Raw genomic sequence first — 24,298 nt, 5'->3', positions numbered from 1 at the left:
GACGCGAATCAAGCCTTTACGTACCTCTGTTGACAGGGACGAGTGGTGCTTCGCGATCACTTCCGTGCACCTGGGCTTGGGTGCCGATCGCGCAAGGTCCCGCGGGGGTGACTTCGCTTTGTCGAGAGTTCAATGCGTTTTGCGACTGCCATGGCGACATGGCGGCGATGGGTTCGTGCGCCTTGGCGCCGGCCTGGCCGATACCGAATGGGACGACGACACTTGCGATGACCGAAGCCTTCTCGACCTTCCGCACCGACCGTATCGAAGCTTCCGGTCTGCGCGAGCTTGGCGCCCTGATGCGCGGCTTTTCCCGCCGTATCGGCGCCGATGCCTATCTCCTCTTCGAACATCGCCCTCAGACCGGCAGCGTTGGGCTCATCGCCTGCGACTGGCCGTTCGACATGATTGCCGAGATCGGCTCGGAAGGGCTTGATCGCCTGGCGACTGCCGGCATCGCCTGCGCGCCCGGCGAGGCGGCTGCCATCGTCGCGCTCGATGCTGAAGCCATACCGGCGGACATTTCGGCCGCCGCGCGCGAGAACGGCTATTCCAGCCTGATCTGCCAGAGCCTGCCCGTCGGCGACGCTCTCTTCGTCGCCGTCTACTGCGCCGCCGGCGATGGTGCACTCGATGCCGAAGAGGCCGAGCTTGCCCAGATGCGTGCCATCTACGCCATCTCGCAGCGCCTGAAGGCGAAGGTCGAGATCGCCTCGCCGCTCTCCGTGCGCGAGAAGGAATGCCTGAGCTGGGTCGCCGAAGGCAAGACGACCGAAGAAGTCGCGATGATCCTCGGCGTTTCGGCCAATACCATCAACGCCTACATCGCTAAGGCGATCCAGAAGGTTGCGGCCACCAACCGCGCCATGGCGATCGCCACCGCGATCCGAGCCGGCATGATCTGATGTTCGAAGACGGGGCCGCACCGCAGATCGCCGCCGACAGGATCGAACGCGAAGTCTCGCGCGCGTTCCTCGCCGTCGTCGAGCGCGGCCAGGATCTCGCCGCCATGATGGACGCGAAACGCTTCGCCATCGTCTTTGCGGCCTATCGCGAAGGTCGTCTCGCGCTCCAGCCATTCCTCGACACAAGCTATCCAGGCCTGCCCGCCCTCTCGCGCGCACTGACCGCTCCAGGCGAAACAACCCAGTTGCAGCAGGCCGTGACGCGTGCGCAGCCGACCGTCTTCTCGGGCAACCGTGAACTGCCAGCCCATCACGGCCAGGCGAGCGCCCCGGCGCTCATCGGCGAAGAGACCAGCATCGTCCTGCCCGTTCACTCGCCCTGCGGACGGCGCGGGCTGATCGCCTTGAGCGGGCCGGACATGACCGTCGAGGAAGACCGTTCGATGCGGGCACATCTGCGCGCCTTCGCCCTCTTCCGGTCGGCCTGCCAGTTGCGCGCACCCGAGCCGCGCGCGGGCCATGGGCTGTCCAAGCGCGACATCGAATGCCTGCGCCTGACGGCCGACGGCCTGACCAGCGAACAGATCGCCGAACGGCTCGGCCTGTCGGTTCACACCGCCAATCAGTATGTTTCCGCGGCCGCCGAGAAGCTCGACGCCGTCAACCGCATGCACGCGGTCGCCAAGGCGCTGCGCGCCGGCATCATCTCCTGATCAGCCGGCTTTTCGCATGGGCTCGCTGGCGCGCAGCCGCGCGTCGTCGATGCTTTTCTTCAGCCGCATCGTATTGAGATCCGCATCGTCCGACGCATCGTCGAACGAGACGTAGTTGAGCTCGACCGTCGCGGTCTCGTCGGCGAGCGTCAGCGTGAAGAACACCTTGGCGCCGCGCGGATGGAGCTCGAGGTCGAGCGCGATCTTCGGCGGCAGCGCCCAGCAGGCATGCGCCTCGCCGCCATGGCCGAGCCGGAGCGTTCCGGGCATGAAGTAGAGTTCGGCAGCCGAGTCCACGAGGTCCGCCACTGAGGCGAACCGCTCCATGCGGATGAAGGCGATGTAGTCGGCGATGTCGACGAGCCGCAACTCGCTGACGACGTCGCGAATTGCATCGGCGACGATGATTTCGCGGGCTTCGGTATGGGGCTGCTTTATCATTTTGGTCTTCCCGCGGAAGGCTGCGCCTTGGCGCCGTAGACGATACGGACCAGCTCGGCGACAGCCTGGTAGAATTCAGGCGGGATCACCTTATCCACCGAAACTTGCTTATACATGGAGCGAGCGAGATCGACGTTCTCGAATACGGGCACGCCGTTCTCCTCCGCAATCTCGCGGATCTTGAGCGCGATCAGGTCCTGGCCCTTGGCGACGACGACAGGCGCTGCCATCTCCTCGCGCGCGTAACGCAGCGCGATCGCGAAGTGCGTCGGGTTGGCGATGACGAGCGTCGCGCTCGGCACGGCGGTGATCATGCGCTGGCGCGCGCGGTCGCGCTGCATCGAACGCAGGCGCGACTTGACGATCGGATCGCCGTCGGTCTGCTTCAGTTCGTCCTTGACCTCCTGCCGCGTCATGCGCAGCTCCTGGCGCCAGTGGAAGCGCGACCACAAGAGATCGGCGGCCGCCACCACCACCATGATCACCACGATCGTGACCACGATCTCGATGGCGATCTGCCGGATCGTGCCGGCAAAGACGTCCGGCGGGGTCAGCATCCCGTCGAGAAGGCGTGTCTGGGCCTCGCGCATTGCGAATACGACAAAGCCGCCGACGATGAAGATCTTGCCGAGCGACTTGCCGAACTCGACCCAGCCCTGCTGGCCGAACAGCCGGCCCCAGCCCTGCTTGATGGAGATGCGCGACAGCTTCGGCTGGATACGGTCCAGCACCATGCGCGGCATGTTCTGGATCACCGAGGCGACGATGCCGGCGAGCATCATCAGGACGAGAAGCGCGACGAGCACCTTCGCGATCTCCATGATGACCAGCCGATAGAGGTTGACCGCGTCGGGTTGGGTCGCAAGGCTCCATTCGTCGGGCCGTTCGAGGAAGATCGACAGGAAAGCGCCGAGCTCCAGCACGCTGTCCTGCACGAAGAACATGAAGAAGGTCAGGATGGCGAGGAAGGAGGCGACGGAGGAGATTTCCTTGGCGACAGGCACCTGACCCTTGTCGAGGCTGTCCTGGATTTTCTTCTCGGTCGCCTCTTCTGTCTTTGAGTCCTTGTCGGCGTTCTCGCTCATCTGTCAGGTGCTTCTGATCGAGGACATTGTCGAGATGCGATCACGGGTGAGCCGGAAACGGGCAGGCGGCGCAGAAGCCGGCTCAGGCCGCAGTGTCGAGCGCCGGCAGTTCGACGACGCCGTCTGCCGAAAGCCTGAGCGCGGTCGAGGCGATCGCCTTCCTCGCATTCATGATCGCATCGAGATTGACGTCGGCAGGTGCCGAAAGCTCGGATTCGATCATGCGCCGCGAGCGCGCGCCGATCGCCGACAGCACCGCCTCGCGCAGCGTACCGTCGCTTTCGCGCAGCGCGAGCGTGACGATTTCCGTCGACAATCCGTCGAAGAGCGCCACGCGCGATTTCTGATCGAGCTTGAGAATGTCGTCGAAGGAAAACAGACGCGAGCGCAGCGCCGCGACGTCGGTCTGTCCCGACGCCTCAAGATCGGACATCACCTCGTCGAGCTCGGACTTGTCGAGTTCGTTCAGGAGACTTGCCACGCGCGCCTGCGCCGCGCCGACATTCTTCGACTTCGACTGCTCGGCGATGCGGCTTTCCAACTGGCCTTCGATCAGCTTATGCGCCGCCGGCTGGATCGTGTTCAGTGCCAGCATCCGCCGGATGATGTCGCTGCGCTCGGCCTTTTCGAAGGTCAGAACCACCTTGGCGGCGGCCGGCGGCTTCATGGCGGTGAGGATGACAGCGATCGTCTGCGGGTGTTCTTCGGCAAGAAGCTGGTTGACGCGCGTCGGGTCCATGTCGTCGAGCTTCGCCCAGATCGATGGCGCTGTATCGATGACGGCGCCCGGCTTGCCGCGCCCCATGATGACGTCGACCTCGTCCTGCGAGAAGGCGTCGCTCAGGAGGCTGTTCATCTGGTCGGACGAATCGAGCAGACCCGCGCCCTCGGTGAACTCGCTTTCGAACTCGGCCACGATGCGCTCGAGTTCGCCTTGCGATATGGTCTGCAGCATCCGCGCCGCCTCGATCAGCGCCTTCAGCTCTTCCTGCTTGAAGAATTTGAGGAGCTTGCCGGCGGACGGCTTGCCCATCGCCACGAGGATCGCGGCTGCCTTCTGCGCCTTCGACAGCCCTTGCGTCGCCGCATGGGCGGAGCTGCGCGGGTCCTCTGCGGGGGCGTTGGCGTGTTTCATCAGCCTTGCTTGGTCGTATCCACGATCTGCGTCAGCTTCACACCGAAGCGCGACGGATCGTCTTCAAGCACGGTGATCTCGCCCGACGCGATCTTGCGGCCGTTGACGACGATGTCGACCGGCTCGCCGATGCGCCTGTCGAGCGCAACGGTCGAGCCCTTTTGCAGCGCCATCAGCTCGGAAACGGGCATCTCGGTCGAGCCGAGCACGATCTGCACGTCGACGGGAATGTTCATGATGATCGAATTGCCGGCCGGCTCGCCCAGATTGCCGTTCGAGGAAGCAGCGGTCGGCCTGGCACCGCCTGCGATCTTTCCCGGTTCGGAACCGCCATCGTCATCCTTGAGCACGCCGCGCAATTCGTCGATCGCCCGGTTGAGCTGCTCTTCCTCGATGTCTTCGGGCGTCGCCGCCTGTGCCTTGGTCATGTCGTCCCCAGTCAAATCCGTTAGCCCGAGATCAGGCCGTCCATGAACTCCTTGCCCGCATCATAGGGATGGCGGACACGGACGGTGAAATGATTCCCGAGCTTACCGAACTCGCATACGAACACAGTCTTGCGCCGGGCTGACAGGCGCGTGTTCGCCTGCGCATCCTGCGGAAATTCTATCACCTGGCCCACCCTGAGCTGCGTCAGTTCGGTGAGCGTCATCTTCGACAGCGGAATGGTTGCCTCCAGCGCCACGCTGGAGCGCATCACCTCTTCGCCGAACCGCGCCTTCCAGGCGCCGGGCGTGGCGATTTCAGGTGCAGCGGCCTGCGTGGCGTCGCCGCGCTGCGAAAGGAGGACGCGCTGCGGCATGGTCACCGACAGCGTCCCGAAGCCGGCGGATGAGGATAGACGGAAGGTGATCTTCACCCCCGGCCCGTCCCGCAGCACGAGCTTGTCGAGATCGGCCCCGCTCACCGGCGCGTTGATTGGAAATCGCAGGTCGAGCGCGCGTTCGCCCGAGCCGTTGAAGGCCTTGGCGATGCTGTTGAACAGCGAGCCGACGAGTTGGAGCTCGATCGGCGATGGTTTGCGGGTGATCGGCTCGGCCGGCACGTCGGGATCACCGCCGAAGACGGCTCCCACCAGGAGACCGACGAGATCGGCGCCCGCGAGAATGGCGAGCGCATCTGGCGAGGACTTTGACGGTACGATCGACATCGCCTCGAACTGCGCCCGCTTGGGCTTCGCTTCGCCGAAACGCACGACGTCGACGCCGTCGACTTCCATCTCCAGCGGAAAGGAAACAAGCTCCTCGATATCAGCGAGAATCCGGGGGATAACCCGCGTGGCAAGGGCCCGCGCCGCCCCCGAAACGCGCTGCGGCTCGCCCGTTTCGCCGACGAGACGTTCGACGATCGGGCTGCGCGCGGGCGCTGACGGTGCTGTTACGGGCATTGCTGGACCTTGCCGAGAATCACTTGCAGATTAGGCAGCCTTTTTGGACGCTTCGCCACCCATATTCAAAGTGCTTTGCTCCACCGCGTCGATGGTCGGCCGGTCATAGGCCGAGATGGTCTTGCGGCCGAATTCGAGCGCCACCTGCGGCAGAGAGCCGTTCATGTAGGCGAGCAGCGTCTGCTTGACGATGATGTAGAGGCGGTTCTTCTTCTCGCGCACGACCTTGATCTTGGCCGCGATGGGCGCGACCACCGCGTAGTTCAGGAAGATGCCGAGAAAGGTGCCGACCAGCGCAGCGCCGACGAGTCCGCCCAGGATTTCCGGCGACTGGTCGATCGCGCCCATGGCCTTGATGACGCCGAGCACGGCGGCCACGATGCCGAGCGCCGGGAACGCGTCGCCGACAGTCGTCAGCGCGTGGTAGGACTTCAGCTTGTCGTGGCGGATGGTGTGGATTTCCTCGTCCATCAGCGCCTCGATCTCGAACGGGCGCGCATTGCCGATGATGATGATGCGGCAATAGTCGCAGATGAAGTTGGTCAGGTCCTTGTTCTTGAGAACGGTGGGATAGGCCTGGAAGATCGCGGATTCTTCGGGGTTGTCGATATGCGCCTCGACTTCGTTGCGCGATTTGGTCTTCAATTCGCGCATCAGCGAATGCAGGACCCCGAGGACTTCCAGATAGTCCTGCTCCTTGGGCACCGCGCCCTTGATGGCCTCCATCGTCGCCCTGCCGGCATCCTTCACGGTGGAAAGCGGGTTGGCGATCAGGAAGGTGCCGACCCCGGCGCCGCCGATGATGACCAGTTCCCAAGGCTGCATGAGCACGTCGAGATGGCCGCCCATGGCCATGTATCCACCCAGCACGCAACCGAAGATAACAACGAAACCAATGAGAATGCCCACGACAATCCTTCCCATGCAAAGGCCGGCCCATGGAAGGCCCGGTATGCCTGTCTAGATCGCGCGGCTTGCGCGAGGCTTGAACGGCGCCCTTGCCAGCTTCGCGCAAGCCGCTCGCGCTATGTCGCAGGTAGTTTTTGATGGCGAGGGGATTCGGCCGTGATCGGGACGCTTGCGACCTACCAGAACATCGTGCGCAATCTCGACCGCTCTCTGGCGCGCATCGAGTCCCAGCCTGTCGTGCAGCGCGAGACCGAGCACTACCTCGCCAATATCGGCAAGATCACCAGCGTCGAGGAATTCGTCGACGACTATCGCCTCTTCAACTATGCGATGAAGGCGTTCGGCCTGCAGGACATGGCGTTTGCCAAGGCCTTCATGGTCAAGGTTCTGGAGGAAGGGGTCGAGGACCCTGACGCCTTCGCCAACAAGCTGACCGACAAGCGTTACGCCGAATTCGCCAAGGCGTTCGATTTCGCCAGGCACGGCGCGGGGGCGACGACCTACAACCCGGCACAGACGGGCGCGATCGAGCTTTACGCTCTTGCCGCCAAGAGAGACCTGATCCCGGTCGAGACGCAGCAGGCCGAGACCGCCTATTATCTTCAGACCATCCCGTCCGTCACCTCGGCGGAGGGACTGATCGCCAATGAACGTCTCTTTGAATACGCGACGCGCGCCTACGGGCTCGAGGACCGCGCCGACGATCCGGATTTCATCCGCCGGCTTCTTGCCGGCGGGGTCGAGGGCGTCGCCTCGCTTGCCAAGGACGAGGACGAGGAGCCGAAGCTGCTCGCTTTCGTGCAGGCCTACAACTTCGCGGAATATGGCGAGGCCGCCACGACCTTCACCAAGGCCGGCGACCTCGCCGTCGACAGCTATATGCGCCAGACGCTGGAGGAGGATGCCGGCAACCAGAACGAAGGCGTGCGCCTCGCACTCTATTTCGAGCGAAAGGCCGGCGGCATTTCCAACTGGTACGAGGTGCTGGGCGATCGTGCGCTTGCGCAGGTCGTGCGAGTCGCTCTCGGCCTTCCCGACGCTTTCGCCCAGGCCGACATCGACAAGCAGGTGAAGTTCTTCGAAAGCCGCCTCGACCTCGCGGATTTCAAGGACCCCGAAGCGCTCGGCAAGTTCCTCTCGCGCTTCGCCGCCATGTGGGAAATGAACAATCCCTCCCAAGCCACGAGCAACCCGGCGCTGGTTCTGTTCCAGCAGCCCGAGTTCGGCATCTCGCAAGACGTTCTTCTCACCATCGCCCGCCTCAAAAGCTAGGATACGCCGTGCAGCCCGGACTTTACGTCGCCCTTTCATCGCAGGTCGCGCTCGAGCGGCGCCTCACCACCATCGCCGACAATGTCGCAAATGCCGGCACGGTCGGCTTTCGCGCCACCGGTGTGAAGTTCGAAGACCTCGTCTCGGGCATGGGCAAGGGCGCGATGTCCTTCGTATCCACCGGCGAGACCTACCTTTCGACCGCATCGGGCGGCATGAAGGAAACCGGCAATCCGCTCGATATGGCGGTCAAAGGCGATGCGTGGTTCGGCATCCAGACACCTCAGGGCCTGGTCATGACCCGCGACGGCCGCTTCAGCATCCAGCCGAACGGCCAGCTCGTCTCGATCGAGGGCCATCCGGTCGTCGATGCCGGCGGCGCCGAGATCCTCCTTGACCCCCAAGCCGGCCCACCGGTCGTGTCCGCCGACGGAATCATCCGCCAGGGCGGCAATCTCGTCGGCGGCATCGGCCTGTTCGAGTTCACGCCAGGCGCCGATTTCGTGCGCTACGGCAATTCCGGCGTCGTGCCGCCGACCGAGCCTCAGCCCGTCGTCGACCGCATCGACGTCGGCGTGATGCAGGGCTTTGTCGAAAACTCCAATGTCGACCCGGTGCTCGAGATGACGCGGCTGATCCAGGTCCAGCGCGCCTTCGAGAACATGGCCGCGCTGACGCGCAACAGCGAAAGCTCGCTCGACGAAGCTGTGAAGGCGCTGGGCGCCTAAGATGAGATCGACCCCGGTCCCGACCGCGCTCGAAGCGCTCGAACGGCTGCATCTGCGCTTTGCCGATGCGGACGGGCTCGTGCGCACCGGGGGCCGCGTGACGGAAGTCACCGCCACCCACATCATGGTCGACGGGCTGACGCGCACCGCGCGGCTTGGCGACGTCGTGGAGCTGCGATCGCGCGCAGGGCTGAAGCTCGGCGAAGTCGTCCAGATCACCTCGTCCGGCGTCATGGTCTCCCCCTTCGACCGATCGGCGGACGCCGGCGTCGGGGAAACGGTGACCATCGTCGGCCCGCTCGGCCTTGCGCCCGACATCTCGTGGCGCGGGCGCGCCATCGATGCGCTTTGCCGCCCGATCGACGGCTTCGGTCCGGTCGCGCCCGGCACGTCGGACAAGGCCCGCTCCGCGCCCGCCGCCATGTCGCGCCAGCGCGTCGACAAGCCGTTCCGCACCGGTGTCAAGGTCATCGATATCTTCACCCCCCTTTGCTACGGCCAGCGCATGGGCGTCTTTGCCGGCTCCGGCGTCGGCAAGTCGACGCTGCTCGCCATGCTCGCCAATGCCGATGCTTTCGACACGGTCGTCGTCGCGCTGATCGGCGAGCGCGGCCGCGAGGTACGCGAGTTCCTGGAAGACACGATCGGCAGGGCGATCGAGAAGACCGTGGCAGTCGTCTCGACCAGCGACGAAAGCGCGATGATGCGCCGGCGCGCGCCCGAAACGGCAATGAGCGTCGCCGAATATTTCCGCGCCCGCGGCGACCGCGTCCTTCTCGTCCTCGATTCCATCACCCGCTATGCCCACGCCTTGCGCGAGGTGGCGATCGCCGCCGGCGAGCCGCCGGTCGCGCGCGGCTATCCGGCTTCGGTCTTCACCGAACTGCCGAAGCTTCTCGAACGCGCCGGTCCCGGTCCGGCTGGTGAAGGCTCCATCACCGCCATCCTGTCCGTCCTGATCGACGGCGACGACCACAATGACCCGGTCGCTGATGCCACGCGTGGCATTCTCGACGGCCATGTCGTGCTGGAACGCTCCATCGCCGAACAGGGCCGCTACCCGCCCGTCGATCCGCTTGCCTCGATCTCGCGCCTCAGTTCAAAGGCCTGGACTCCCGAGGAGCGCAAGCTGGTTTCGATGCTGAAGGCGCTGATCGCCCGCTTCGAGGACACGCGCGACATCCGTCTTCTGGGCGGCTACCAGCCGGGCGCCGACCACGAACTCGACCAGGCCGTACGCCAGGTTCCGCTGGTTTACGCCGCCCTCGCCCAATCCCCGCACGATGGTCCATCGAAGGACCCGTTCGCCGATCTGGCCGCCGGCCTGAAGCCTAAGGAGCAAACCGTTGCCGCCGCTGCAAACTGACACTCACGACACGGCCTGGAAACGGTTCCTGCATCGGCGCGGACTGACGAAGGGCGACCTCGTCATCACGGCGGGCGGGCTCGGCCTCGCCTTCGCCTGCGCAGCCTTTCCCTGGTACGTCTTCATGAACCAGGACCAGTTCGGCCCTCGCGAGATGCGCTTTTCCGGCAATATGACACCGGGCAGTCTCGCGCCCTCGACGGCTCAGCCGCCACTCGTCATGTCGCCGATGACGCCGGACGAATTCCCGATGATGGAACTCGACCTTTTCGCCACCGGCACCACCGGCGCGGACGAGCCACGCAAGGCGGCAGCTTCCCCGCAGCCCTTCCCCGGTGAACTGCCGGCCTACCGCCTCGTCCACGTCGCCAATGGGCGCGCCATGATCGAAGACGATGGCGGCATCTTCGTTGTCCAGCCTGGCTCGACGCTGCCCGATGGAACGAGCGTTTCGAAGATCGAGCAACGTGAGGGGAAATGGGTCCTCGTCAATTCGAACGGCTCGGTCTTAACCGTCGAGTAACCATCCGCAAGGCTGACGCAAGACTGACCCGCTAGGTTCCCCGGCAAGATCGAGGAACATGCCATGCAACCAGTCAATCTGTTCTCGCTGGCCTCCGAACAGGCCAAGTGGCTTTCAGTCCGGCAGGCAGCCGTGTCGGGCAACATCGCAAACGTGCATACGCCCGGCTATGCGTCGAAGGACGTGGAGCCGTTCGAGCAGGTGCTGTCGAACACGCGCGTCTCGTTGCAGCAGACCCACGCCAGCCACGTCTCGCTCGGCGCCACCAGCCAGGATTTCCAGATCCGCGAGAACGAGGCCGCGGGCGCCCAGGTGCCCTCGAAGAACACGGTCGCGATCGAGGAAGAGCTGATGAAGGCGGGCGAAGTGCGCCGCGGGCTGGAGCTCAACACCGGCATCGTGAAGGCCTTCCACCGGATGTATCTGATGACGACGAGGGCTTGAGCGAATGGACCCGCTTCTCACATCGATGAAGGTCGCCGCCTCCGGACTGGGCGCCCAGTCAGAACGGCTGCGCATCGTCTCGGAAAACATGGCGAACGCCCAGTCGACTGCCTCGACGCCGGGCGCCGATCCCTTCCAGCGCAAGACCATCACCTTCGCCGCCGAGCTCGACCGCACCTCGGGCGGCTCGTTCGTCAACGTCTCTTCGATCGCCAACGACCAGACCGCCTTCCCGCTCGAATATTTGCCGGGCCACGAGGCGGCCGACGAGAACGGCTATGTGCGCATGCCGAACGTCAACATGCTGATCGAGATGGCCGACATGCGCGAGGCCAATCGCGGCTATGACGCCAACCTGCAGGTCATCAAGCAGGCCCGCGAACTCATCTCCATGACAATCGACCTGATGCGGAGCACCTGATGCTGACTGCGATACCCGGCCTCCAGAACATTGGAGGCGCCGCCAAGCCCTTCGAGAGCAATTTCGCGCAGCCCGCCCAGGCGCCCTCCATCGGCCAGAGCTTCGCGGATGCGCTGGGCGACACCGCCATGGCGACCATCGGCAAGCTTCAGGCCGCCGAGCAGGCATCCTTCGAGGGCCTGCAGGGCGGTCTCGAGACGCGCGAAGTGGTCGACGCCGTCATGAGCGCCGAACAGTCGCTCCAGGCAGCCATCGCGATCCGCGACAAGATCGTGAGTTCCTACCTCGAAATCAGCCGCTTGCAGATTTGACGGAGACGACACCATGAAAGCGCTCGCCATCGCGGCTACGGGCATGACGGCCCAGCAGGCCAATCTCGAAGTCATCGCCAACAACATCGCAAACCTCAACACGACGGGCTTCAAGCGGGCCCGCGCAGAGTTCACCGACCTGCTCTATCAGGTCGACCGCCTGCAGGGCGTACCCGCGCGCGCCGATACCGGCGTCGTGCCGGAAGGCGCGAGCTTCGGCCTCGGCGTCAAGCTGGCTGCCGTGCGCAACGTTCACATGCAGGGCGCGCTCGCGACCACCGGCAACACGCATGACCTCGCGATCCAGGGCGGCGGCTGGTTCGAGATCGAGGGGCCGGACGGCGAGGTGCTCTACACACGTGCCGGCGCGTTCAACCTCAACGCCGAGGGCGAGGTGGTGACGGTTCAGGGCATGCGCGTCCTGCCCAACATCGTGGTGCCGGAAAATGCGCTCGACTTCACGGTCAACGGTTCGGGCCAGGTCTTCGCCCGCATTCCCGGACAGGACGAGCCGGCCGAGCTCGGCCAGCTGAACCTCGTCGCCTTCGCCAACGATGCCGGCCTCGCGCCGCTGGGCGACAATCTCTTCCGCCAGACCGCCGCCTCCGGCGATCCGGTGCAGGGCCTTCCCGGCGTCGCCGGCCTCGGCACGATCAGCCAGGGCTATCTCGAAAGCTCCAACGTCGATCCGGTTCGCGAAATCACCGAGTTGATCAACGCCCAGCGCGGCTACGAGATGAACTCCAAGGTCATCACCACCGCCGACCAGATGGCGGCGACCGTCTCGCAGAACATGAGGTAAGACGCCATGTCGCGTCGCATGATCGGCATCGCCTTCGTTTCTCTCGCCCTCCTCGCGCCGGTCTTCGCCGTCGCGCAGGAGACGGTCGTGGTGCCGACGCGCGTCATCTATCCGGGCCAGGAGATCGGCTTCGACCTCCTCGAAGTCGTGCCGCTGCGCCGGCAGCTTCCGAACCCCTCGATTTATGCGCTCGACATGGAGCAGTTCGCCGGCAAGGTTGCGAAGAACACGCTCCTGCCCGGCCGAATGGTCGCGGTCGCCGCGCTGCGCGAGGCCTATGTCGTCGAGGCCGGCAAGCCGGTCGAGATGCAGTTCGTGCAGGGCCCGCTCGTCATCTCCGTCACCGGCGTTCCGCTCCAGCCGGGCTCCACCGGCGACGTCGTTCGCATCCGCAACCTCGATTCCGGCGCCGTCGTCTCCGGCGTCGTGATGGCCGACGGCACGGTCCGGGTTTCCGCATCATGAAGCGCATCGCGATAGCCATCCTCGCTGCGCTGGCAGCCTTCGCGCTGCCGGCCGGCGCGACCTCGCGCATCAAGGACGTCGCGACGCTGCAAAGCGCGCGCGACAACCAGCTCGTCGGCTACGGCCTCGTCATCGGCCTGCAGGGCTCGGGCGACAGCCTGCGCAACTCGCCCTTCACCGAACAGTCGATCCGCGCGATGCTCGAAAACCTCGGCATCGCCTCTCAAGGTTCGGCCGCGCGCTCGCGCAACGTGGCGGCCGTCATCGTCACCGCCAATCTGCCGGCCTTCGTCCAGTCCGGCGCCCGCATCGACGTCAACGTCTCGTCGATGGGTGACGCCGCATCGCTGCAGGGCGGCACGCTCGTCATGACCCCGCTGCGCGCGCCCGACGGCGACATCTACGCCGTCGCGCAAGGCGGCGTCATCGTTTCCGGCTTCACCGCGCAAGGCGCGGCCGAGACGCTGACGCAGGGCGTTCCCACCGCCGGCCGCGTGCCAAACGGCGCCATCGTCGAGCGTCAGGTGCCTGGCGCCTTCAACGCCGACGCGACGCTCACGCTGCAGCTTCGCAATCCCGATTTCTCGACTGCCGTGCGCGTCACCGACGCGATTAACGCCTATGCGCGCCAACGCTTCGGCACCGCCGTCGCCGCCGAGCAGGATGCGCGCACCGTCATGATCACCCGGCCGGCGAACGTGTCGACCGCCCGCTTTTACGCCGAGATCGAAAACCTCGTCGTCCAGTCGGACACGCCTGCCCGCGTCGTGGTCGACGAGCGCACCGGCACCATCGTCATCGGCCAGGACGTCAAGATCGCCAGGGTCGCGATCAGCCATGGCTCGCTCACCGTCCGCATTACCGAAATGCCGCAGGTCGTCCAGCCGGACCCGTTCACGGACGGGCAGACGGCGATCGAGGATTTCACCCAGATCGAGGTCGAGCAGCCCGACGCGCAGGTCGCGCTCCTCGACGGCCCGAACCTCGAAACGCTGGTCGCAGGCCTGAACCGCCTCGGCGTCAAGCCGGACGGCATCATTTCCATTCTTCAGGGCATCAAGACCGCCGGCGCGCTTCAGGCCGAGCTGGTAGTGCAATAGGGCGCGCGATGACGAACCTCACCTTGTCCCAGACACTGCGGCTCTCCGCTGTCGCTGCGTGCCTCCTCGTCCTTGCAGGTCCGGCGGCAACGCAGGAGACGCCGGTCGCCTCCAACGATGTCGAGCGGTTCTGCACGAACATCGCTGACGCCGCGCGCGACCAGCGCTACGCGCTGCAAGCCGAGGAACTGCGCAAGCTTCAGGCCGAGGTCGATGCCCGCATCGCGGCGCTCGAGGAAAAGCGCGCCGAATACGAGGAATGGCTGCGCCGCCGCGAAACGTTCCTTGCCAAGGCGCAGGATAACGTCGTCGACATCTATGGCCGCATGCGCCCCGACGCGGCAGCCGAGCGCCTGACCGAACTCGGCCCGGAGCTTGCCGCCGGCATCCTCATGAAGCTCGACGCCCGCAAGGCCGGCATCATCATGAATGAAATGGAAACGAAGGCCGCTGCGGGCGTAACGTCGATCATGGCGAGCGCCGCGCGCGAAAAGGACCCGTCATGATCGCTCGCCACGGCATTGCCGCTCTCGCCCTGCTGACCCTCGCCGGCTGCTCGCAGACCGCCGAACTTGGCAAGGAGCCGAAATTGACGCCCGTGGGCTACGGCGTCGTCTCGGGCACCAGGCAGACAATGACCTATCCGAACCCTGACGCGCCGCAGGTGCGCCGGTCCTCGCTTTGGGACGACCGCCAGAGCCGGCTCTTCACTGACGCGCGCGCTCTCGACAATGGCGACATCCTGACGGTGCTGATCTCGATCAACGACCGTGCCGAACTCAACAACGAATCGGACCGCCGGCGGACTTCGGCGCGCAGCATGGGCCTTTCCGGCGACGCTTCCTGGCAGGCAGCCTCGACCGGCGGCGGCCTCGACCTGACCGCCTCCGGCAACAGCCAGAGCGCCGGTCGGGGCACCACCGAACGCTCCGAACAGATCGACATGCGCGTTGCAGCCGTCGTCACCGACGTCCTGCCCAACGGCAATCTGCTGATCATGGGCTCGCAGGAAGTGCGCGTGAACGCCGAGCTGCGCATCCTCACGATCGCAGGCATCGTGCGTCCATCCGACATCAGCGCCGACAACACCATCGCCTACGACCGCATCGCGGAGGCGCGTGTTTCCTATGGCGGCCGCGGGCGCCTGTCCGAGGTGCAACAGCCGACCTGGGGCCAGCAGGTCGTCGACACCGCGCTTCCCTTCTAGGAGATCGCAATAATGGCGACAGCGATCGAAGACAAGACGGGCGAGAAGAAGAAGGGCGGCTCCGCCCTGGTGACGGGCATCGTCTTCCTTGTGCTGACAGGCGGCGCCGTCGGCGCGGGCTGGTTCCTCGGCAATATGCTTGGCTCGGAGGCAAGCGCCGCCAAGGCCGAGGTCGCCGAGGCAATCGCCCACGCCGAAGCGGGCGAGCACGAATCGAGCCTCGCGCTCCTGCCGCTGCCCGCCATCACCACCGCGCTCGCCGCTCCGGCGGATGTGTGGGCGCGGCTGGAGACCACGCTTCTCTTCGAGCAGGAGATCGACGAACTCGTCGGCGAAGCCGTCCATCAGGACATCCTAGCCTTCGTGCGCACGATCAAGCCGCACCAGATCGAGGGTGCGTCGGGCTATCGTCACTTCAAGGCCGACCTCGAGGAAATCGCCCGCATCCGCTCCGACGGCAAGGTAAAGGGCGTCCTGATCCGGACGCTGCTCTTCGAATGAAATTCCTTTGCTATCTTCTTGTCTTTCTCTGGCTGGCAGCGCCCGCCGAAGCGCAGACGCTCGACCTTGGCGCGCTGACCGGCCAGGCCGACGGCTCGACGGTTGGCACCATCATCCAGCTCTTCGGTATCCTGACGATCCTGTCCGTCGCGCCGGGCATCCTGATCATGGTGACGAGCTTCACCCGCTTCGTCATCGCGCTCTCGATCCTGCGCGCCGGAATGGGCCTGCCGACGACGCCCGCGAACCTGATCCTGATCTCGCTGTCGCTCTTCATGACCTTCTACGTCATGTCGCCGACATTCGACACAGCCTGGCAAAACGGGCTGCAGCCGCTGATCAACAATGAAATCTCGGAGGAGGAGGCGGTCACCGAGATCGCGCAGCCCTTCCGCGAGTTCATGCTGCGCAACGTGCGCGACCAGGACCTCGCGCTCTTCGCCGACCTCGCCGCCGAGCGCGGTCAGGCGATCGCCACGGGTGAGGTCGTCGACATGCGCATCCTCGTCCCCGCCTTCCTGATCTCCGAAATCCGCCGCGGCTTCGAGATCGGCTTCCTGATCGTCCTGCCCTTCCTCGTCATCGACCTGATCGTCGCCACCATCACCATGGCGATGGGCATGATGATGCTCCCCCCCACCGTCGTCGCCCTGCCCTTCAAGATCCTGTTCTTCGTTTTGATCGACGGCTGGAACCTGCTTGTCGGCAGTCTGGTACGGTCGATTTCCTGACCGGCATTCTTCCGAATTGACCCCACCCTTTATTCCTTCCCCCTTGCCCAGCAAACCAGCAACTCGGGGTCTCATTCATGAAAAACCCGAGCCTCCCGAAAATAAGCAACCTGTGAAACATCTCGTTAAGACCTCGTGCCTATGAATCAGGAAGCACGACGGACTGACGCTCGACGAGGGGATGTCACAGGCATGATGCCGCTCCGTCGAACCGGTTCTTGAAGCCCGGTATGTCCCGTCGAGTTTTCTGTACACACAGGGGCAATTTCCAATGGCAAGCCTTCTCACCAACACCTCCGCGATGACCGCCCTGCAGACCCTGCAGAGCACCAACAAGAATCTCGCGACGACCCAGAACCGCATCGCAACCGGCGAGCGCGTTTCGACCGCTTCCGACAACGCGGCTTACTGGTCGATCGCCACGGGCATGAAGGCGCAGGGCAGCGCGCTTTCCGCCGTCAAGGACTCGCTCGGCTTCGGCGCCGCCGTCGTCGACACCGCCTACACGGGCCTCGAGGAAGGCATCAAACTCGCCGAGCAGATCATGGCCAAGTATGTCGCGCGCCAGCAGGGCGGCGTCGACACGGCTGCGATCGACGCGGAAATCACAGAGCTGAAGGCACAGATGACCTCGATTGCGACGTCGTCGGACTTTCAGGGTCAGAATCTGCTTTCGACCGCCGGTACTGCATTGACTGTCGTCAACGGCTACACGGCCGCCGGCGGTGTAACGACCATCACCGTCGCCAAGTATGATCTGGAAGCTGCCGGCACTGGTATCACCGACGCTGCCACTGCTCAGACTGCACTTACCGCCATGCGTGGCGCCGCCGCCACGATGGGCGCCTCCAAGGCCCGCATCGACTCGCAGATCGATTTCACGGGCAAGCGCATGGACGCTATCGACCGTGGCGTGGGCGTCCTGGTCGACGCCGACATGAACGCCGAGTCGGCTCGCCTTTCAGCTCTGCAGACGCAGCAGCAGCTCGGCATCCAGGCGCTGTCGATCGCCAACCAGAACTCGCAGTCGATCCTCTCGCTCTTCCGCTAATAGCGGCAGCCGCGATGTGACATGGGTCGGGCCGCTCTTGCAGCGGCCCGATTTCATTTTCGCACAAGCTTGGGAACCTAAGGTCTGCGCAACCCGCAGCATGGCGCCCGCAAGTGGAAGCCGGTTTCGGGCCTACGCCATGCGACAATGCATTGCCGGAGCGCGAAACCTTTGCCTGAACAGCTCAAGACCCTTCTCGACAATCTCCGTGCCTTCGGGCCCCAAAAGCTTGCCATCATGGGCGGTGTCGGCGCCTTCGTCGTCGCGACGGTCATTGCGGCCTCGCTCTACCTGAATAAGCCGACCTACGAGACGCTCTATGTCGGCCTCGACCGGGGCGACATCAACCAGATCGGCATGGTGCTCGGCGAGAACGGCATCGACTTCGACGTCGCCAGCGACGGCACCACGGTGATGGTTCCCGTCGGCCGCACCGGTCCGGCCCGCATGCTCCTCGCAGAGCGCGGCCTGCCGACCTCCACCAATGCCGGCTACGAACTCTTCGACAATGTCGGCTCGTTCGGCCTCACCTCCTTCATGCAGCAGGTCACGCGCGTGCGCGCTCTGGAAGGCGAGATCGCGCGCACCATCCAGTCGATCGCCGGCGTCAAGGCCGCGCGCGTCCACATCGTCATGTCGGAGCGCGCGAATTTCCGTCGCGAGGAGCAGCGCCCTTCGGCCTCCGTCGTCATCCGCACGACCGGCGGCGACGCCAGCCAGCAGGCCGTATCCATCCGCCACATGGTCGCCGCCGCCGTTCCCGGCCTTTCGGTCGAGGACGTCACCGTGCTCGATTCCGCCGGCACGCTGCTCGCTGCCGGCGACGACCCGAACAACATGGCGCTGACCCGGGCGATGGGCGTCGAGCGCCAGGTCGAGGGTCAGGTCGAGGACAACATCCGCCGCGCGCTTTCGCCCTATCTGGGCTACGACAATTTCCGCGCCTCCGTGCGCGCCGAGGTCAACACCGACAGCCAGCAGATCGAAGAGACGATTTTCGATCCCGAAAGCCGCGTCGAACGTTCGATGCAGGTCGTGCGCTCCAACGATCAGTCGAACCAGCGCGAAGCCTCGCAGACGACCACCGTTCAGCAGAACCTGCCCGAAGAGCAGGCCGCGTCCGCCGCCGGCCCCGAATCCTCCGAGCAGCGCGAGCGCCGCGAGGAGACGACCAATTACGAGATCAACTCCAAGCGCATCGCCACCACCTCGAACGGCTACTCCGTCTCCAAGATGTCGATCGCCGTAGTGGTCAACCAGGCGCGGCTCGCCTCGGTCATCGGCGAGAGCCCGACGCCTGAACAGATCGATGCGCGCATCGCCGAAATCCGTCAGGTCGTCGCCTCCGCAACCGGCTTCTCCGAGGCGCGCGGAGACGTCATCACGGTCTCGGCCGTCGAATTCATGGACGGCCTCGAAGGCGCCGAACCGATCACGCAAAGCTGGCTGGAGGCCGCCGGCCGCCACACCGGCACCATGATCAACGCCCTCGCCTTCGTCGTCGTGGTCTTCCTCGTCTCCTGGTTCGGCCTGCGCCCCATGACGGCAGCGTTCACGCGTCAGCAGGAGGCCGTCGCTGGCCCGTCCTACGACGAGGTGCAGAACAGCCTGCCCGCGCCGAGCGGTGGGGCCGCGGACGCCGAGGCCTCGCAGGCCCTGCCCGGCCCGGCCACCGGCAACGTCACCGAGGATCTGCGCCGCAAGCTGAAGCCCAACCCGCAGGAGCGCCTGGCGCGCATGGTTGACCTGAACGAGGAGCGCACCGCCCTCATCCTGCGCAAATGGGCGCATAAGGAAGCCGCCTGATGCGCACGCAGACGCTCTCCGACGCCCTGCTGGATTTCGGTGCTGCGGCCCTTGCTCCCCGTCCGGACAAGCTCCCTCGTCCCATGCCTGCGCCAGAGCCGCGCGGCTCGGCGACGAGCGATGCCGAATGGCAGGCGCGGCTCGACCGCGTCGTTGCCGACACCGAGGCGCGTGTCGCGGCCTCCCTGCAGGAGCGCCACGAGGCAGAGATCGAGAAGCTGGCCGAGACGCATCGCGCCGAAGTCCAGACCCTGATGCAGGACTTCGCCTCGACCATGGGCGCGACGATATCCACCCGCCTCAAGGAATTGGAGGACCGCGTCGTCGAATTGACCGCGGCCTCCGCCGCAAGGCTCCTGTCGGGCGTCCTGTCCGACGATCTCGGCCGCAAGTCGGTTCAGCGCATGGTCAAGGTCATACGCTCGGCGCTGGAGGACAGCGACGCGCTCGAGATCGTCGTGCGGGGCCCGGTCTCGCTCTACGAGCCGCTGCGCGCGGCCATGGGCGCGTCCTCGGAGCGTATGCGTTTCGTCGAGGCGCCCGGCGCGGATCTTTCCGTCTCGATCGACGAGACCGTCTATGAAACGCGGCTCGCCGAATGGTCCGGCGCGCTGTCCGAGGTGATCGCATGAGCATGCCCGACGGCGACGATTCCAAGCGCGAGATCATCATCGTCAAGCGCCGCGGCGGCGACGAGGACGAGGGTCACCATGGCGGCGTCTGGAAGATCGCATTCGCCGATTTCATGACCGCCATGATGTGCTTCTTCCTCGTGATGTGGCTGGTCAACGCCACCACCGAGGAAACCAAGGCCGCTGTCGCGAGCTATTTCAACCCGATGCGCCTTGCTGATCCGACGCCGAGCACGCAGCAGCAGGAAAGGCCCTCCGGCGGTTCCAACGAAAGTGTCGAAGGACGCGCCGGTCGGGAGAACGACAATCCCTCGGGCGACAGCAGCGCCATGGCCGGCCCCGCGCAGCAAGGCAGCGCGCCAGGGCAGCACGATCAGTCAGAGACGAGCGACGCGCACCTCTTCGCCGATCCTTTCGCCGTGCTCGCCGAGATCGCGCAGCAGACCGCGACAATGCAGAACATATCCGCGCGCGGCGACGGCGGCGCGCAGACCTCCGGTCCGGCGACCGGTGCGCACGGGGGCGAGTCCTATCGCGATCCCTTTGCACCCGACTTCTGGTCCGAACAGGTCGCGATCCCGCCCTTGCCGGACGCCGAGCCGCTGGTGCTCGAAGAGCCCGCCCCGCCCGTCTCGCAGGCACCCGCCATGGTCGAGGTGCCCGCGGTCGAGGAACTGGAGGGCGAAGAGGTCGCAGCGCTCGCCGCGCCCTTGCCGGATGCTGCGCAAGCCATTCTCCCGGACCCGGCGGAGGGTTTGTCGAGCGAGGAAAACGCCCCGCAGGACAGCGCTGCCGAGCAGATGGCCGAAAGCCTGCGCTCGGACCTTGCCGAGGCCTTCGGCGAGGACAGCCAGCTCAATGAATCGATCACCATCACGTCGGTCGACAAGGGCATCCTGATTTCGCTTACCGACGATCTCGAATATGGCATGTTCCAGGTCGGCTCCGCCGTGCCTGTCGGCCAGCTCGTCCTTGCCATGGAAAAGGTTGGCGCTGCGCTCGACCAACGTGTCGGCAAGGTCTCCGTCATGGGCCACACCGATGGCCGCCCGTTCCGCAGCGCCGAATACGACAATTGGCGCCTGTCGACCGCCCGCGCCCATGCGGCCTACTACATGCTGGTCCGCGGCGGTCTCGACGAGACGCGCATCGGCGAGGTCGCCGGCTATGCCGACCGCCAGTTGAAGAATGCGAGCGATCCGCTCGACGGCATCAACAGGCGTATCGAGATCCTGCTCGAGGTCGAGGGATGAGACGCGCCGCCGCCAGGCTCGGGCTCTCGCTCGCCATCTGCGGCGCCCTTGCCGGCGCGGCGGCGGCGAGTTCCGCGCTTCAGCCCTTCCAGATGATCCGCTCGCTGCAACTGGTGCAGGACCGTATCGCCAATGGCGACCACGCGGCCCTGCCGATGCAGCGCAAGCTCCTGGAGATGATCGATGAGCGGATGCGCAACGCCACGCCCGAGGATTTTGCCGAACCGCGCAATTTCTCTGCCCTTCTCATTTATGCGATGAGCGGCGGCAACCCCGTCACCCTCGACGTTGCCCTTTCGCGGCTCGATCCGGCCAGCCCCGCAAAGCCGCTGGCCGACGCTCTGCGCGCTTATCTCGGCGGCAATTTCAAGGATGCTGGCGACGCCCTCGCCGCTATCGATCCCGTCGCGCTTGGCGACCACGCGCCGTTCGTGGCGCTGGTCAAAGGCACCGTCCTTTCGAACGAGAAGCCAGATGCGGCGCTCGAAAACCTCGATGTCGCGCGATTGCTTGCGCCCGGCACGCTGGTCGAGGAAGCGGCGTTGCGCCGCTCTCTCCTCGTCGCAGTTAGCGCATCGAAGCCGGATGTCTTCACCCGTGTCTCGTCGGCCTACGTCCGCCGATTCCTGCGCTCGCCCTATGCGAGCCAGTTCGCCGAAGCCTTCGTGTCGGGGCTCGCCGCCATGCACGCCAGCCTCGACGCCGCGCAGATGGCCGAAACCCTGACATGGATGACGCCGGAACAGGCCGAGACGATCGCGCTGCGCGTTTCGCGCCAGGCGGCGATCGCCAACGACCCGGCAATGATCGCCTTCGCCGAGCGCCTTGCGGCCGGCGAACCGGCGACAGACCCGCGCGCCCTTCTTTATTCGAGCATCGGCGGCGTCGCGTCGCCCAAGGTCGCCGACACGCTTTCGACGCTGCAATCGATCGACCGCTCGCGCCTTTCCGAAGGCGACCGGGCGCTGCTCGACGCGGCGACCGACATCGCACGAACCGTCGTCGACCGGCCCGAGGCCGTGCCCGCATCGGCCGGCCCGGTCGCGACCGGGCTTGACGCAACCAGCGATACTGAGAGCTACATCTCGTCTACCCGCGCCAAGCTCGACGCGATCGACAGCCTTCTGGAGGGATCGAATTGATGCGCCTCATCAACATGCCCACCATGCCATCGCCAGCCGCACGCGCCATGCCCGGCCGCGAGACGCCGGCCGATGCGCTCGGCGCCCTCGGCGCGTTCGGCGAATTGCTCGACCGCGATACCCCTGCCCGGCGGATGGACGCAAAGGTCGTATCGAAGGAGCCGCTCGACGAGACGGCATTGCCGGTGGAGGATGAACCCGACATGGAGGTCGTAGGCTCGTTCGCTGTCGCCGCTCCGGATGAACACCTGACTGAACGCCGCGACCGCCCTGCCAACGATGGCCATGCCCCCGACCCGCGCGCGGGCGTTGAAGCCGCCGACGCAAGACTGCAGCCGCCCGGTCGCGCGCGGATCGACTGGCTCGCCCTGCGCATACCCAAAGGCGACGAGGCTCCCGCCGCCGACAGCGGCGAATTGAAGATCGAGAACGCCGTTGCCATTCCGGCTCCGGTTGACGCCGCCGAGAACGCAACCGCCATCTCGCAGGAAGCGACCGAGGCGGCGCCGGACGTGCGCCTTGCCGCCGCAGTCGCGCGCCGCGAGGAGCGCATTCCGGACGAGCGCGTTTCGGCCGAGCGCGAGCGGCCATCGATGCGTGGCAATGCCGAGGAAGCTCCCGCCCGCGCCTCCGCGCCGGTCGCCGACGCCAAGCCATCCGAACCTGCCCCGCGCGAGACCGGCGCGCGCGATGGCTCCGCCGAGCCGGCATCCGATCAGCTTCTCGTGCCACAGCGCGTCGGCGAGCAGTCGGAGGCAGGCACCGGAGATCGACCCATGCGCCCTGTATCGACCGTTTCGGTCCAGACCGTGCCGGCCTTTGCGGCCACCCTGCAGGGCCCCGCGCAGACTGTCCTGGACGCTGTCGGCGAGCAGGCTCCGGAGATTGCCCGATCGGCCGATGCCGCGGCCACGCAGCCGCACACCGCGGCGCAACCGATGCGCGTCCTGAAGATCCAGCTTCACCCACTGGAACTTGGCATGGTCACCGCGCGCCTGTCGCTCCAGGGCGGCGAGATGAGCGTCGAGCTACAGGCCGAGACGCGCGACGCCGCCGCCAAACTGCAGGCGGATTCGAACGAGATCGCGAAGGCCCTGCGCGGCCTCGGCATCGAGATCGACCGAGTGACGGTGACACAGCAGCCCTCGACCAGCACGCAGTCGCAGGACCAGCAGGGACAGCAGGCAGCGTCCGAGCGCAGCGGCGAGCGGTTTGCCAATGAAGGCGGCGCAAGCGGCCGCCAGAACGGCCGGAACGGCGCAGGCAGCGGAACTGGCAGCTTCGAGGGAGAGCGCAATGCAGGCGACAGCCAGGGCAGCCGCGGCGTTTACATTTAGCGTCCTCGCCCTCTTCCCCCTCACCAGCTCCGCATTCGCCAATGCCTGCGAGACGGAAATTTTGCGCGCCGCCGACCGGTACGGCATCCCCGCCGGCATCCTCTACGCAGTTGGCCTGACCGAGACCGGCCGCAAGGGCTCGATGCAGCCTTACGCCATGAACATCGAAGGCAAGGCCGTGTTTGCCTCGTCGGCGTCCGACGCGGTGCGCCGTTTCACGGCTGCGAAGCAGGGTGGCGCGAGCCTGATCGACCTCGGCTGCATGCAGATCAACCATCGCTGGCACGGCGAAAAGTTCGCCTCCGTCGGCCAGATGCTCGAGCCCGCCCGCAACGTTGACTACGCCGCCCGCTTCCTCGTCGAACTAAAGGGGCGCCACGAGAGCTGGTCGATGGCCGTCGCGCGCTACCATGCCGGCCCCGACAACGACCCCGACCAAAAGCGGTATGTTTGCCGCGTGATCACCAATATGGTCGCCACCGGATTCGGCCGATGGACTCCCGAGGCAAGGCAGTTCTGCGGCCCCTGATCCCGCCCGCGAATCGAATCCCCAATTCTGACCTACAAGAATTCGTGGTTGTGCCCGATTCGCATGAAGCGTTAACCATAACGCACGAGATTGATTAACTGA

29 protein-coding genes are annotated in these 24,298 nt (G+C 65.6%); 23 read left to right on the top strand and 6 right to left on the bottom strand.

Features of this window, described 5'->3' with window-relative positions; genetic code table 11:
- Nucleotides 1–227: 227 nt before the first annotated feature.
- A complete protein-coding gene (locus GTK01_RS06340; RefSeq protein WP_252925015.1) occupies nt 228–905 on the top strand; it encodes a LuxR C-terminal-related transcriptional regulator in 678 nt (225 codons plus the stop codon).
- Nucleotides 905–1,618 (top strand): helix-turn-helix transcriptional regulator, encoded by a 714-nt coding sequence (locus tag GTK01_RS06335; RefSeq protein ID WP_252925014.1) that lies wholly within the window; start codon nt 905–907, stop codon nt 1,616–1,618. Before GTK01_RS06340 ends, GTK01_RS06335 begins: the two co-directional genes overlap by 1 nt.
- Here GTK01_RS06335 and GTK01_RS06330 read toward each other — a convergent pair whose 3' ends face one another.
- From GTK01_RS06330 to motA, 6 genes are all read right to left on the bottom strand, one after another.
- Nucleotides 1,619–2,059 carry a hypothetical protein gene (locus GTK01_RS06330; RefSeq protein ID WP_252925013.1) on the bottom strand — a complete coding sequence of 147 codons (441 nt, stop codon included), beginning with the start codon at nt 2,057–2,059 and terminating at the stop codon, nt 1,619–1,621.
- Complete coding sequence (flhB, locus tag GTK01_RS06325; RefSeq protein WP_252925012.1) at nt 2,056–3,144, bottom strand: flagellar biosynthesis protein FlhB; 1,089 nt, start codon at nt 3,142–3,144, stop codon at nt 2,056–2,058. The genes GTK01_RS06330 and flhB overlap by 4 nt, the downstream gene beginning before the upstream one ends.
- A gap of 82 nt (nt 3,145–3,226) precedes the next feature.
- Nucleotides 3,227–4,279 carry a flagellar motor switch protein FliG gene (locus GTK01_RS06320; RefSeq protein ID WP_256483628.1) on the bottom strand — a complete coding sequence of 351 codons (1,053 nt, stop codon included), beginning with the start codon at nt 4,277–4,279 and terminating at the stop codon, nt 3,227–3,229.
- Nucleotides 4,279–4,707: a flagellar motor switch protein FliN gene (gene fliN / locus GTK01_RS06315; RefSeq protein WP_252925011.1), complete on the bottom strand. Its 429-nt coding sequence runs from the start codon at nt 4,705–4,707 to the stop codon at nt 4,279–4,281. Before fliN ends, GTK01_RS06320 begins: the two co-directional genes overlap by 1 nt.
- A 20-nt stretch (nt 4,708–4,727) precedes the next feature.
- On the bottom strand, nt 4,728–5,666 hold the full coding sequence (locus GTK01_RS06310) for a FliM/FliN family flagellar motor switch protein (protein ID WP_252925010.1): 939 nt from the start codon (nt 5,664–5,666) through the stop codon (nt 4,728–4,730).
- Nucleotides 5,667–5,696: 30 nt separating this feature from the next.
- The gene (gene motA, locus GTK01_RS06305) at nt 5,697–6,575 is read right to left on the bottom strand and encodes a flagellar motor stator protein MotA (protein ID WP_252925009.1); all 879 of its coding nucleotides are present in this window, start codon (nt 6,573–6,575) and stop codon (nt 5,697–5,699) included.
- 156 nt (nt 6,576–6,731) lie between these two features.
- On the opposite strand from motA, the gene GTK01_RS06300 reads away from it, so the two are divergent.
- The 21 genes from GTK01_RS06300 to GTK01_RS06200 all read left to right on the top strand — a co-directional run bounded on the left by GTK01_RS06300 (nt 6,732) and on the right by GTK01_RS06200 (nt 24,196).
- A complete protein-coding gene (locus tag GTK01_RS06300) occupies nt 6,732–7,847 on the top strand; it encodes a DUF1217 domain-containing protein (protein ID WP_252925008.1) in 1,116 nt (371 codons plus the stop codon).
- Between the two features lie 8 nt (nt 7,848–7,855).
- Nucleotides 7,856–8,575 carry a flagellar basal-body rod protein FlgF gene (gene flgF, locus GTK01_RS06295; RefSeq protein WP_252925007.1) on the top strand — a complete coding sequence of 240 codons (720 nt, stop codon included), beginning with the start codon at nt 7,856–7,858 and terminating at the stop codon, nt 8,573–8,575.
- 1 nt (nt 8,576) lies between these two features.
- A complete protein-coding gene (gene fliI, locus GTK01_RS06290) occupies nt 8,577–9,941 on the top strand; it encodes a flagellar protein export ATPase FliI (RefSeq protein WP_252925006.1) in 1,365 nt (454 codons plus the stop codon).
- Nucleotides 9,922–10,464: a hypothetical protein gene (locus tag GTK01_RS06285; protein ID WP_252925005.1), complete on the top strand. Its 543-nt coding sequence runs from the start codon at nt 9,922–9,924 to the stop codon at nt 10,462–10,464. Before fliI ends, GTK01_RS06285 begins: the two co-directional genes overlap by 20 nt.
- 63 nt (nt 10,465–10,527) lie before the next feature.
- Complete coding sequence (gene flgB / locus GTK01_RS06280) at nt 10,528–10,908, top strand: flagellar basal body rod protein FlgB (protein ID WP_252925004.1); 381 nt, start codon at nt 10,528–10,530, stop codon at nt 10,906–10,908.
- 4 nt (nt 10,909–10,912) lie between these two features.
- A complete protein-coding gene (flgC, locus tag GTK01_RS06275) occupies nt 10,913–11,329 on the top strand; it encodes a flagellar basal body rod protein FlgC (protein ID WP_252925003.1) in 417 nt (138 codons plus the stop codon).
- A complete protein-coding gene (locus tag GTK01_RS06270; RefSeq protein WP_252925002.1) occupies nt 11,329–11,640 on the top strand; it encodes a flagellar hook-basal body complex protein FliE in 312 nt (103 codons plus the stop codon). Before flgC ends, GTK01_RS06270 begins: the two co-directional genes overlap by 1 nt.
- A 13-nt stretch (nt 11,641–11,653) precedes the next feature.
- Nucleotides 11,654–12,442: a flagellar basal-body rod protein FlgG gene (flgG, locus tag GTK01_RS06265; RefSeq protein ID WP_252925001.1), complete on the top strand. Its 789-nt coding sequence runs from the start codon at nt 11,654–11,656 to the stop codon at nt 12,440–12,442.
- 6 nt (nt 12,443–12,448) lie between these two features.
- Nucleotides 12,449–12,907: a flagellar basal body P-ring formation chaperone FlgA gene (gene flgA / locus GTK01_RS06260; RefSeq protein WP_252925000.1), complete on the top strand. Its 459-nt coding sequence runs from the start codon at nt 12,449–12,451 to the stop codon at nt 12,905–12,907.
- Nucleotides 12,904–14,007 (top strand): flagellar basal body P-ring protein FlgI, encoded by a 1,104-nt coding sequence (locus GTK01_RS06255; protein WP_252924999.1) that lies wholly within the window; start codon nt 12,904–12,906, stop codon nt 14,005–14,007. The genes flgA and GTK01_RS06255 overlap by 4 nt, the downstream gene beginning before the upstream one ends.
- A gap of 23 nt (nt 14,008–14,030) precedes the next feature.
- Nucleotides 14,031–14,513: a MotE family protein gene (locus tag GTK01_RS06250; protein WP_252924998.1), complete on the top strand. Its 483-nt coding sequence runs from the start codon at nt 14,031–14,033 to the stop codon at nt 14,511–14,513.
- Nucleotides 14,513–15,214 (top strand): flagellar basal body L-ring protein FlgH, encoded by a 702-nt coding sequence (gene flgH, locus GTK01_RS06245; protein ID WP_371924282.1) that lies wholly within the window; start codon nt 14,513–14,515, stop codon nt 15,212–15,214. Before GTK01_RS06250 ends, flgH begins: the two co-directional genes overlap by 1 nt.
- A gap of 12 nt (nt 15,215–15,226) precedes the next feature.
- A complete protein-coding gene (locus tag GTK01_RS06240) occupies nt 15,227–15,715 on the top strand; it encodes a flagellar basal body-associated protein FliL (RefSeq protein ID WP_252924996.1) in 489 nt (162 codons plus the stop codon).
- Nucleotides 15,712–16,446, top strand: a complete 735-nt coding sequence (gene fliP / locus GTK01_RS06235; protein WP_252924995.1) for a flagellar type III secretion system pore protein FliP — start codon at nt 15,712–15,714, stop codon at nt 16,444–16,446. The genes GTK01_RS06240 and fliP overlap by 4 nt, the downstream gene beginning before the upstream one ends.
- A gap of 271 nt (nt 16,447–16,717) precedes the next feature.
- A complete protein-coding gene (locus GTK01_RS06230; protein WP_252924994.1) occupies nt 16,718–17,497 on the top strand; it encodes a flagellin in 780 nt (259 codons plus the stop codon).
- A gap of 171 nt (nt 17,498–17,668) precedes the next feature.
- Nucleotides 17,669–19,303, top strand: a complete 1,635-nt coding sequence (gene fliF / locus GTK01_RS06225) for a flagellar basal-body MS-ring/collar protein FliF (RefSeq protein WP_252924993.1) — start codon at nt 17,669–17,671, stop codon at nt 19,301–19,303.
- Complete coding sequence (locus tag GTK01_RS06220) at nt 19,303–19,935, top strand: hypothetical protein (protein ID WP_252924992.1); 633 nt, start codon at nt 19,303–19,305, stop codon at nt 19,933–19,935. The genes fliF and GTK01_RS06220 overlap by 1 nt, the downstream gene beginning before the upstream one ends.
- Nucleotides 19,932–21,188, top strand: coding sequence for a MotB family protein (locus GTK01_RS06215; protein ID WP_252924991.1), 1,257 nt, complete (start codon nt 19,932–19,934; stop codon nt 21,186–21,188). The genes GTK01_RS06220 and GTK01_RS06215 overlap by 4 nt, the downstream gene beginning before the upstream one ends.
- Nucleotides 21,185–22,330, top strand: coding sequence for a chemotaxis protein (locus GTK01_RS06210; protein ID WP_252924990.1), 1,146 nt, complete (start codon nt 21,185–21,187; stop codon nt 22,328–22,330). The genes GTK01_RS06215 and GTK01_RS06210 overlap by 4 nt, the downstream gene beginning before the upstream one ends.
- The gene (locus tag GTK01_RS06205; protein ID WP_252924989.1) at nt 22,330–23,667 is read left to right on the top strand and encodes a flagellar hook-length control protein FliK; all 1,338 of its coding nucleotides are present in this window, start codon (nt 22,330–22,332) and stop codon (nt 23,665–23,667) included. Before GTK01_RS06210 ends, GTK01_RS06205 begins: the two co-directional genes overlap by 1 nt.
- Entirely contained in the window at nt 23,627–24,196 is a 570-nt protein-coding gene (locus GTK01_RS06200) for a transglycosylase SLT domain-containing protein (RefSeq protein ID WP_252924988.1), read from the top strand. The genes GTK01_RS06205 and GTK01_RS06200 overlap by 41 nt, the downstream gene beginning before the upstream one ends.
- Nucleotides 24,197–24,298 lie beyond the last annotated feature (102 nt).

The sequence above is a fragment of the Aliihoeflea sp. 40Bstr573 genome (assembly GCF_024105655.1).
GTDB lineage: Bacteria > Pseudomonadota > Alphaproteobacteria > Rhizobiales > Rhizobiaceae > Aliihoeflea.
The sequence above is the reverse complement of the archived record's forward strand: the minus strand, read 5'-3'. Positions and strand labels throughout refer to the sequence as shown.

Bases quoted from the DNA above. Each gene is read 5' to 3' on its own strand.
- GTK01_RS06340 (WP_252925015.1), top strand. From the start codon at position 228: ATGACCGAAGCCTTCTCGACCTTCCGCACCGACCGTATCGAAGCTTCC.
- GTK01_RS06335 (WP_252925014.1), top strand. From the start codon at position 905: ATGTTCGAAGACGGGGCCGCACCGCAGATCGCCGCCGACAGGATCGAA.
- GTK01_RS06330 (WP_252925013.1), bottom strand. From the start codon at position 2,059: ATGATAAAGCAGCCCCATACCGAAGCCCGCGAAATCATCGTCGCCGAT.
- flhB (WP_252925012.1), bottom strand. From the start codon at position 3,144: ATGAGCGAGAACGCCGACAAGGACTCAAAGACAGAAGAGGCGACCGAG.
- GTK01_RS06320 (WP_256483628.1), bottom strand. From the start codon at position 4,279: ATGAAACACGCCAACGCCCCCGCAGAGGACCCGCGCAGCTCCGCCCAT.
- fliN (WP_252925011.1), bottom strand. From the start codon at position 4,707: ATGACCAAGGCACAGGCGGCGACGCCCGAAGACATCGAGGAAGAGCAG.
- GTK01_RS06310 (WP_252925010.1), bottom strand. From the start codon at position 5,666: ATGCCCGTAACAGCACCGTCAGCGCCCGCGCGCAGCCCGATCGTCGAA.
- fliI (WP_252925006.1), top strand. From the start codon at position 8,577: ATGAGATCGACCCCGGTCCCGACCGCGCTCGAAGCGCTCGAACGGCTG.
- flgB (WP_252925004.1), top strand. From the start codon at position 10,528: ATGCAACCAGTCAATCTGTTCTCGCTGGCCTCCGAACAGGCCAAGTGG.
- flgC (WP_252925003.1), top strand. From the start codon at position 10,913: ATGGACCCGCTTCTCACATCGATGAAGGTCGCCGCCTCCGGACTGGGC.
- GTK01_RS06270 (WP_252925002.1), top strand. From the start codon at position 11,329: ATGCTGACTGCGATACCCGGCCTCCAGAACATTGGAGGCGCCGCCAAG.
- flgG (WP_252925001.1), top strand. From the start codon at position 11,654: ATGAAAGCGCTCGCCATCGCGGCTACGGGCATGACGGCCCAGCAGGCC.
- flgA (WP_252925000.1), top strand. From the start codon at position 12,449: ATGTCGCGTCGCATGATCGGCATCGCCTTCGTTTCTCTCGCCCTCCTC.
- GTK01_RS06255 (WP_252924999.1), top strand. From the start codon at position 12,904: ATGAAGCGCATCGCGATAGCCATCCTCGCTGCGCTGGCAGCCTTCGCG.
- GTK01_RS06240 (WP_252924996.1), top strand. From the start codon at position 15,227: ATGGCGACAGCGATCGAAGACAAGACGGGCGAGAAGAAGAAGGGCGGC.
- fliP (WP_252924995.1), top strand. From the start codon at position 15,712: ATGAAATTCCTTTGCTATCTTCTTGTCTTTCTCTGGCTGGCAGCGCCC.
- GTK01_RS06230 (WP_252924994.1), top strand. From the start codon at position 16,718: ATGGCAAGCCTTCTCACCAACACCTCCGCGATGACCGCCCTGCAGACC.
- GTK01_RS06220 (WP_252924992.1), top strand. From the start codon at position 19,303: ATGCGCACGCAGACGCTCTCCGACGCCCTGCTGGATTTCGGTGCTGCG.
- GTK01_RS06215 (WP_252924991.1), top strand. From the start codon at position 19,932: ATGAGCATGCCCGACGGCGACGATTCCAAGCGCGAGATCATCATCGTC.
- GTK01_RS06210 (WP_252924990.1), top strand. From the start codon at position 21,185: ATGAGACGCGCCGCCGCCAGGCTCGGGCTCTCGCTCGCCATCTGCGGC.
- GTK01_RS06205 (WP_252924989.1), top strand. From the start codon at position 22,330: ATGCGCCTCATCAACATGCCCACCATGCCATCGCCAGCCGCACGCGCC.
- GTK01_RS06200 (WP_252924988.1), top strand. From the start codon at position 23,627: ATGCAGGCGACAGCCAGGGCAGCCGCGGCGTTTACATTTAGCGTCCTC.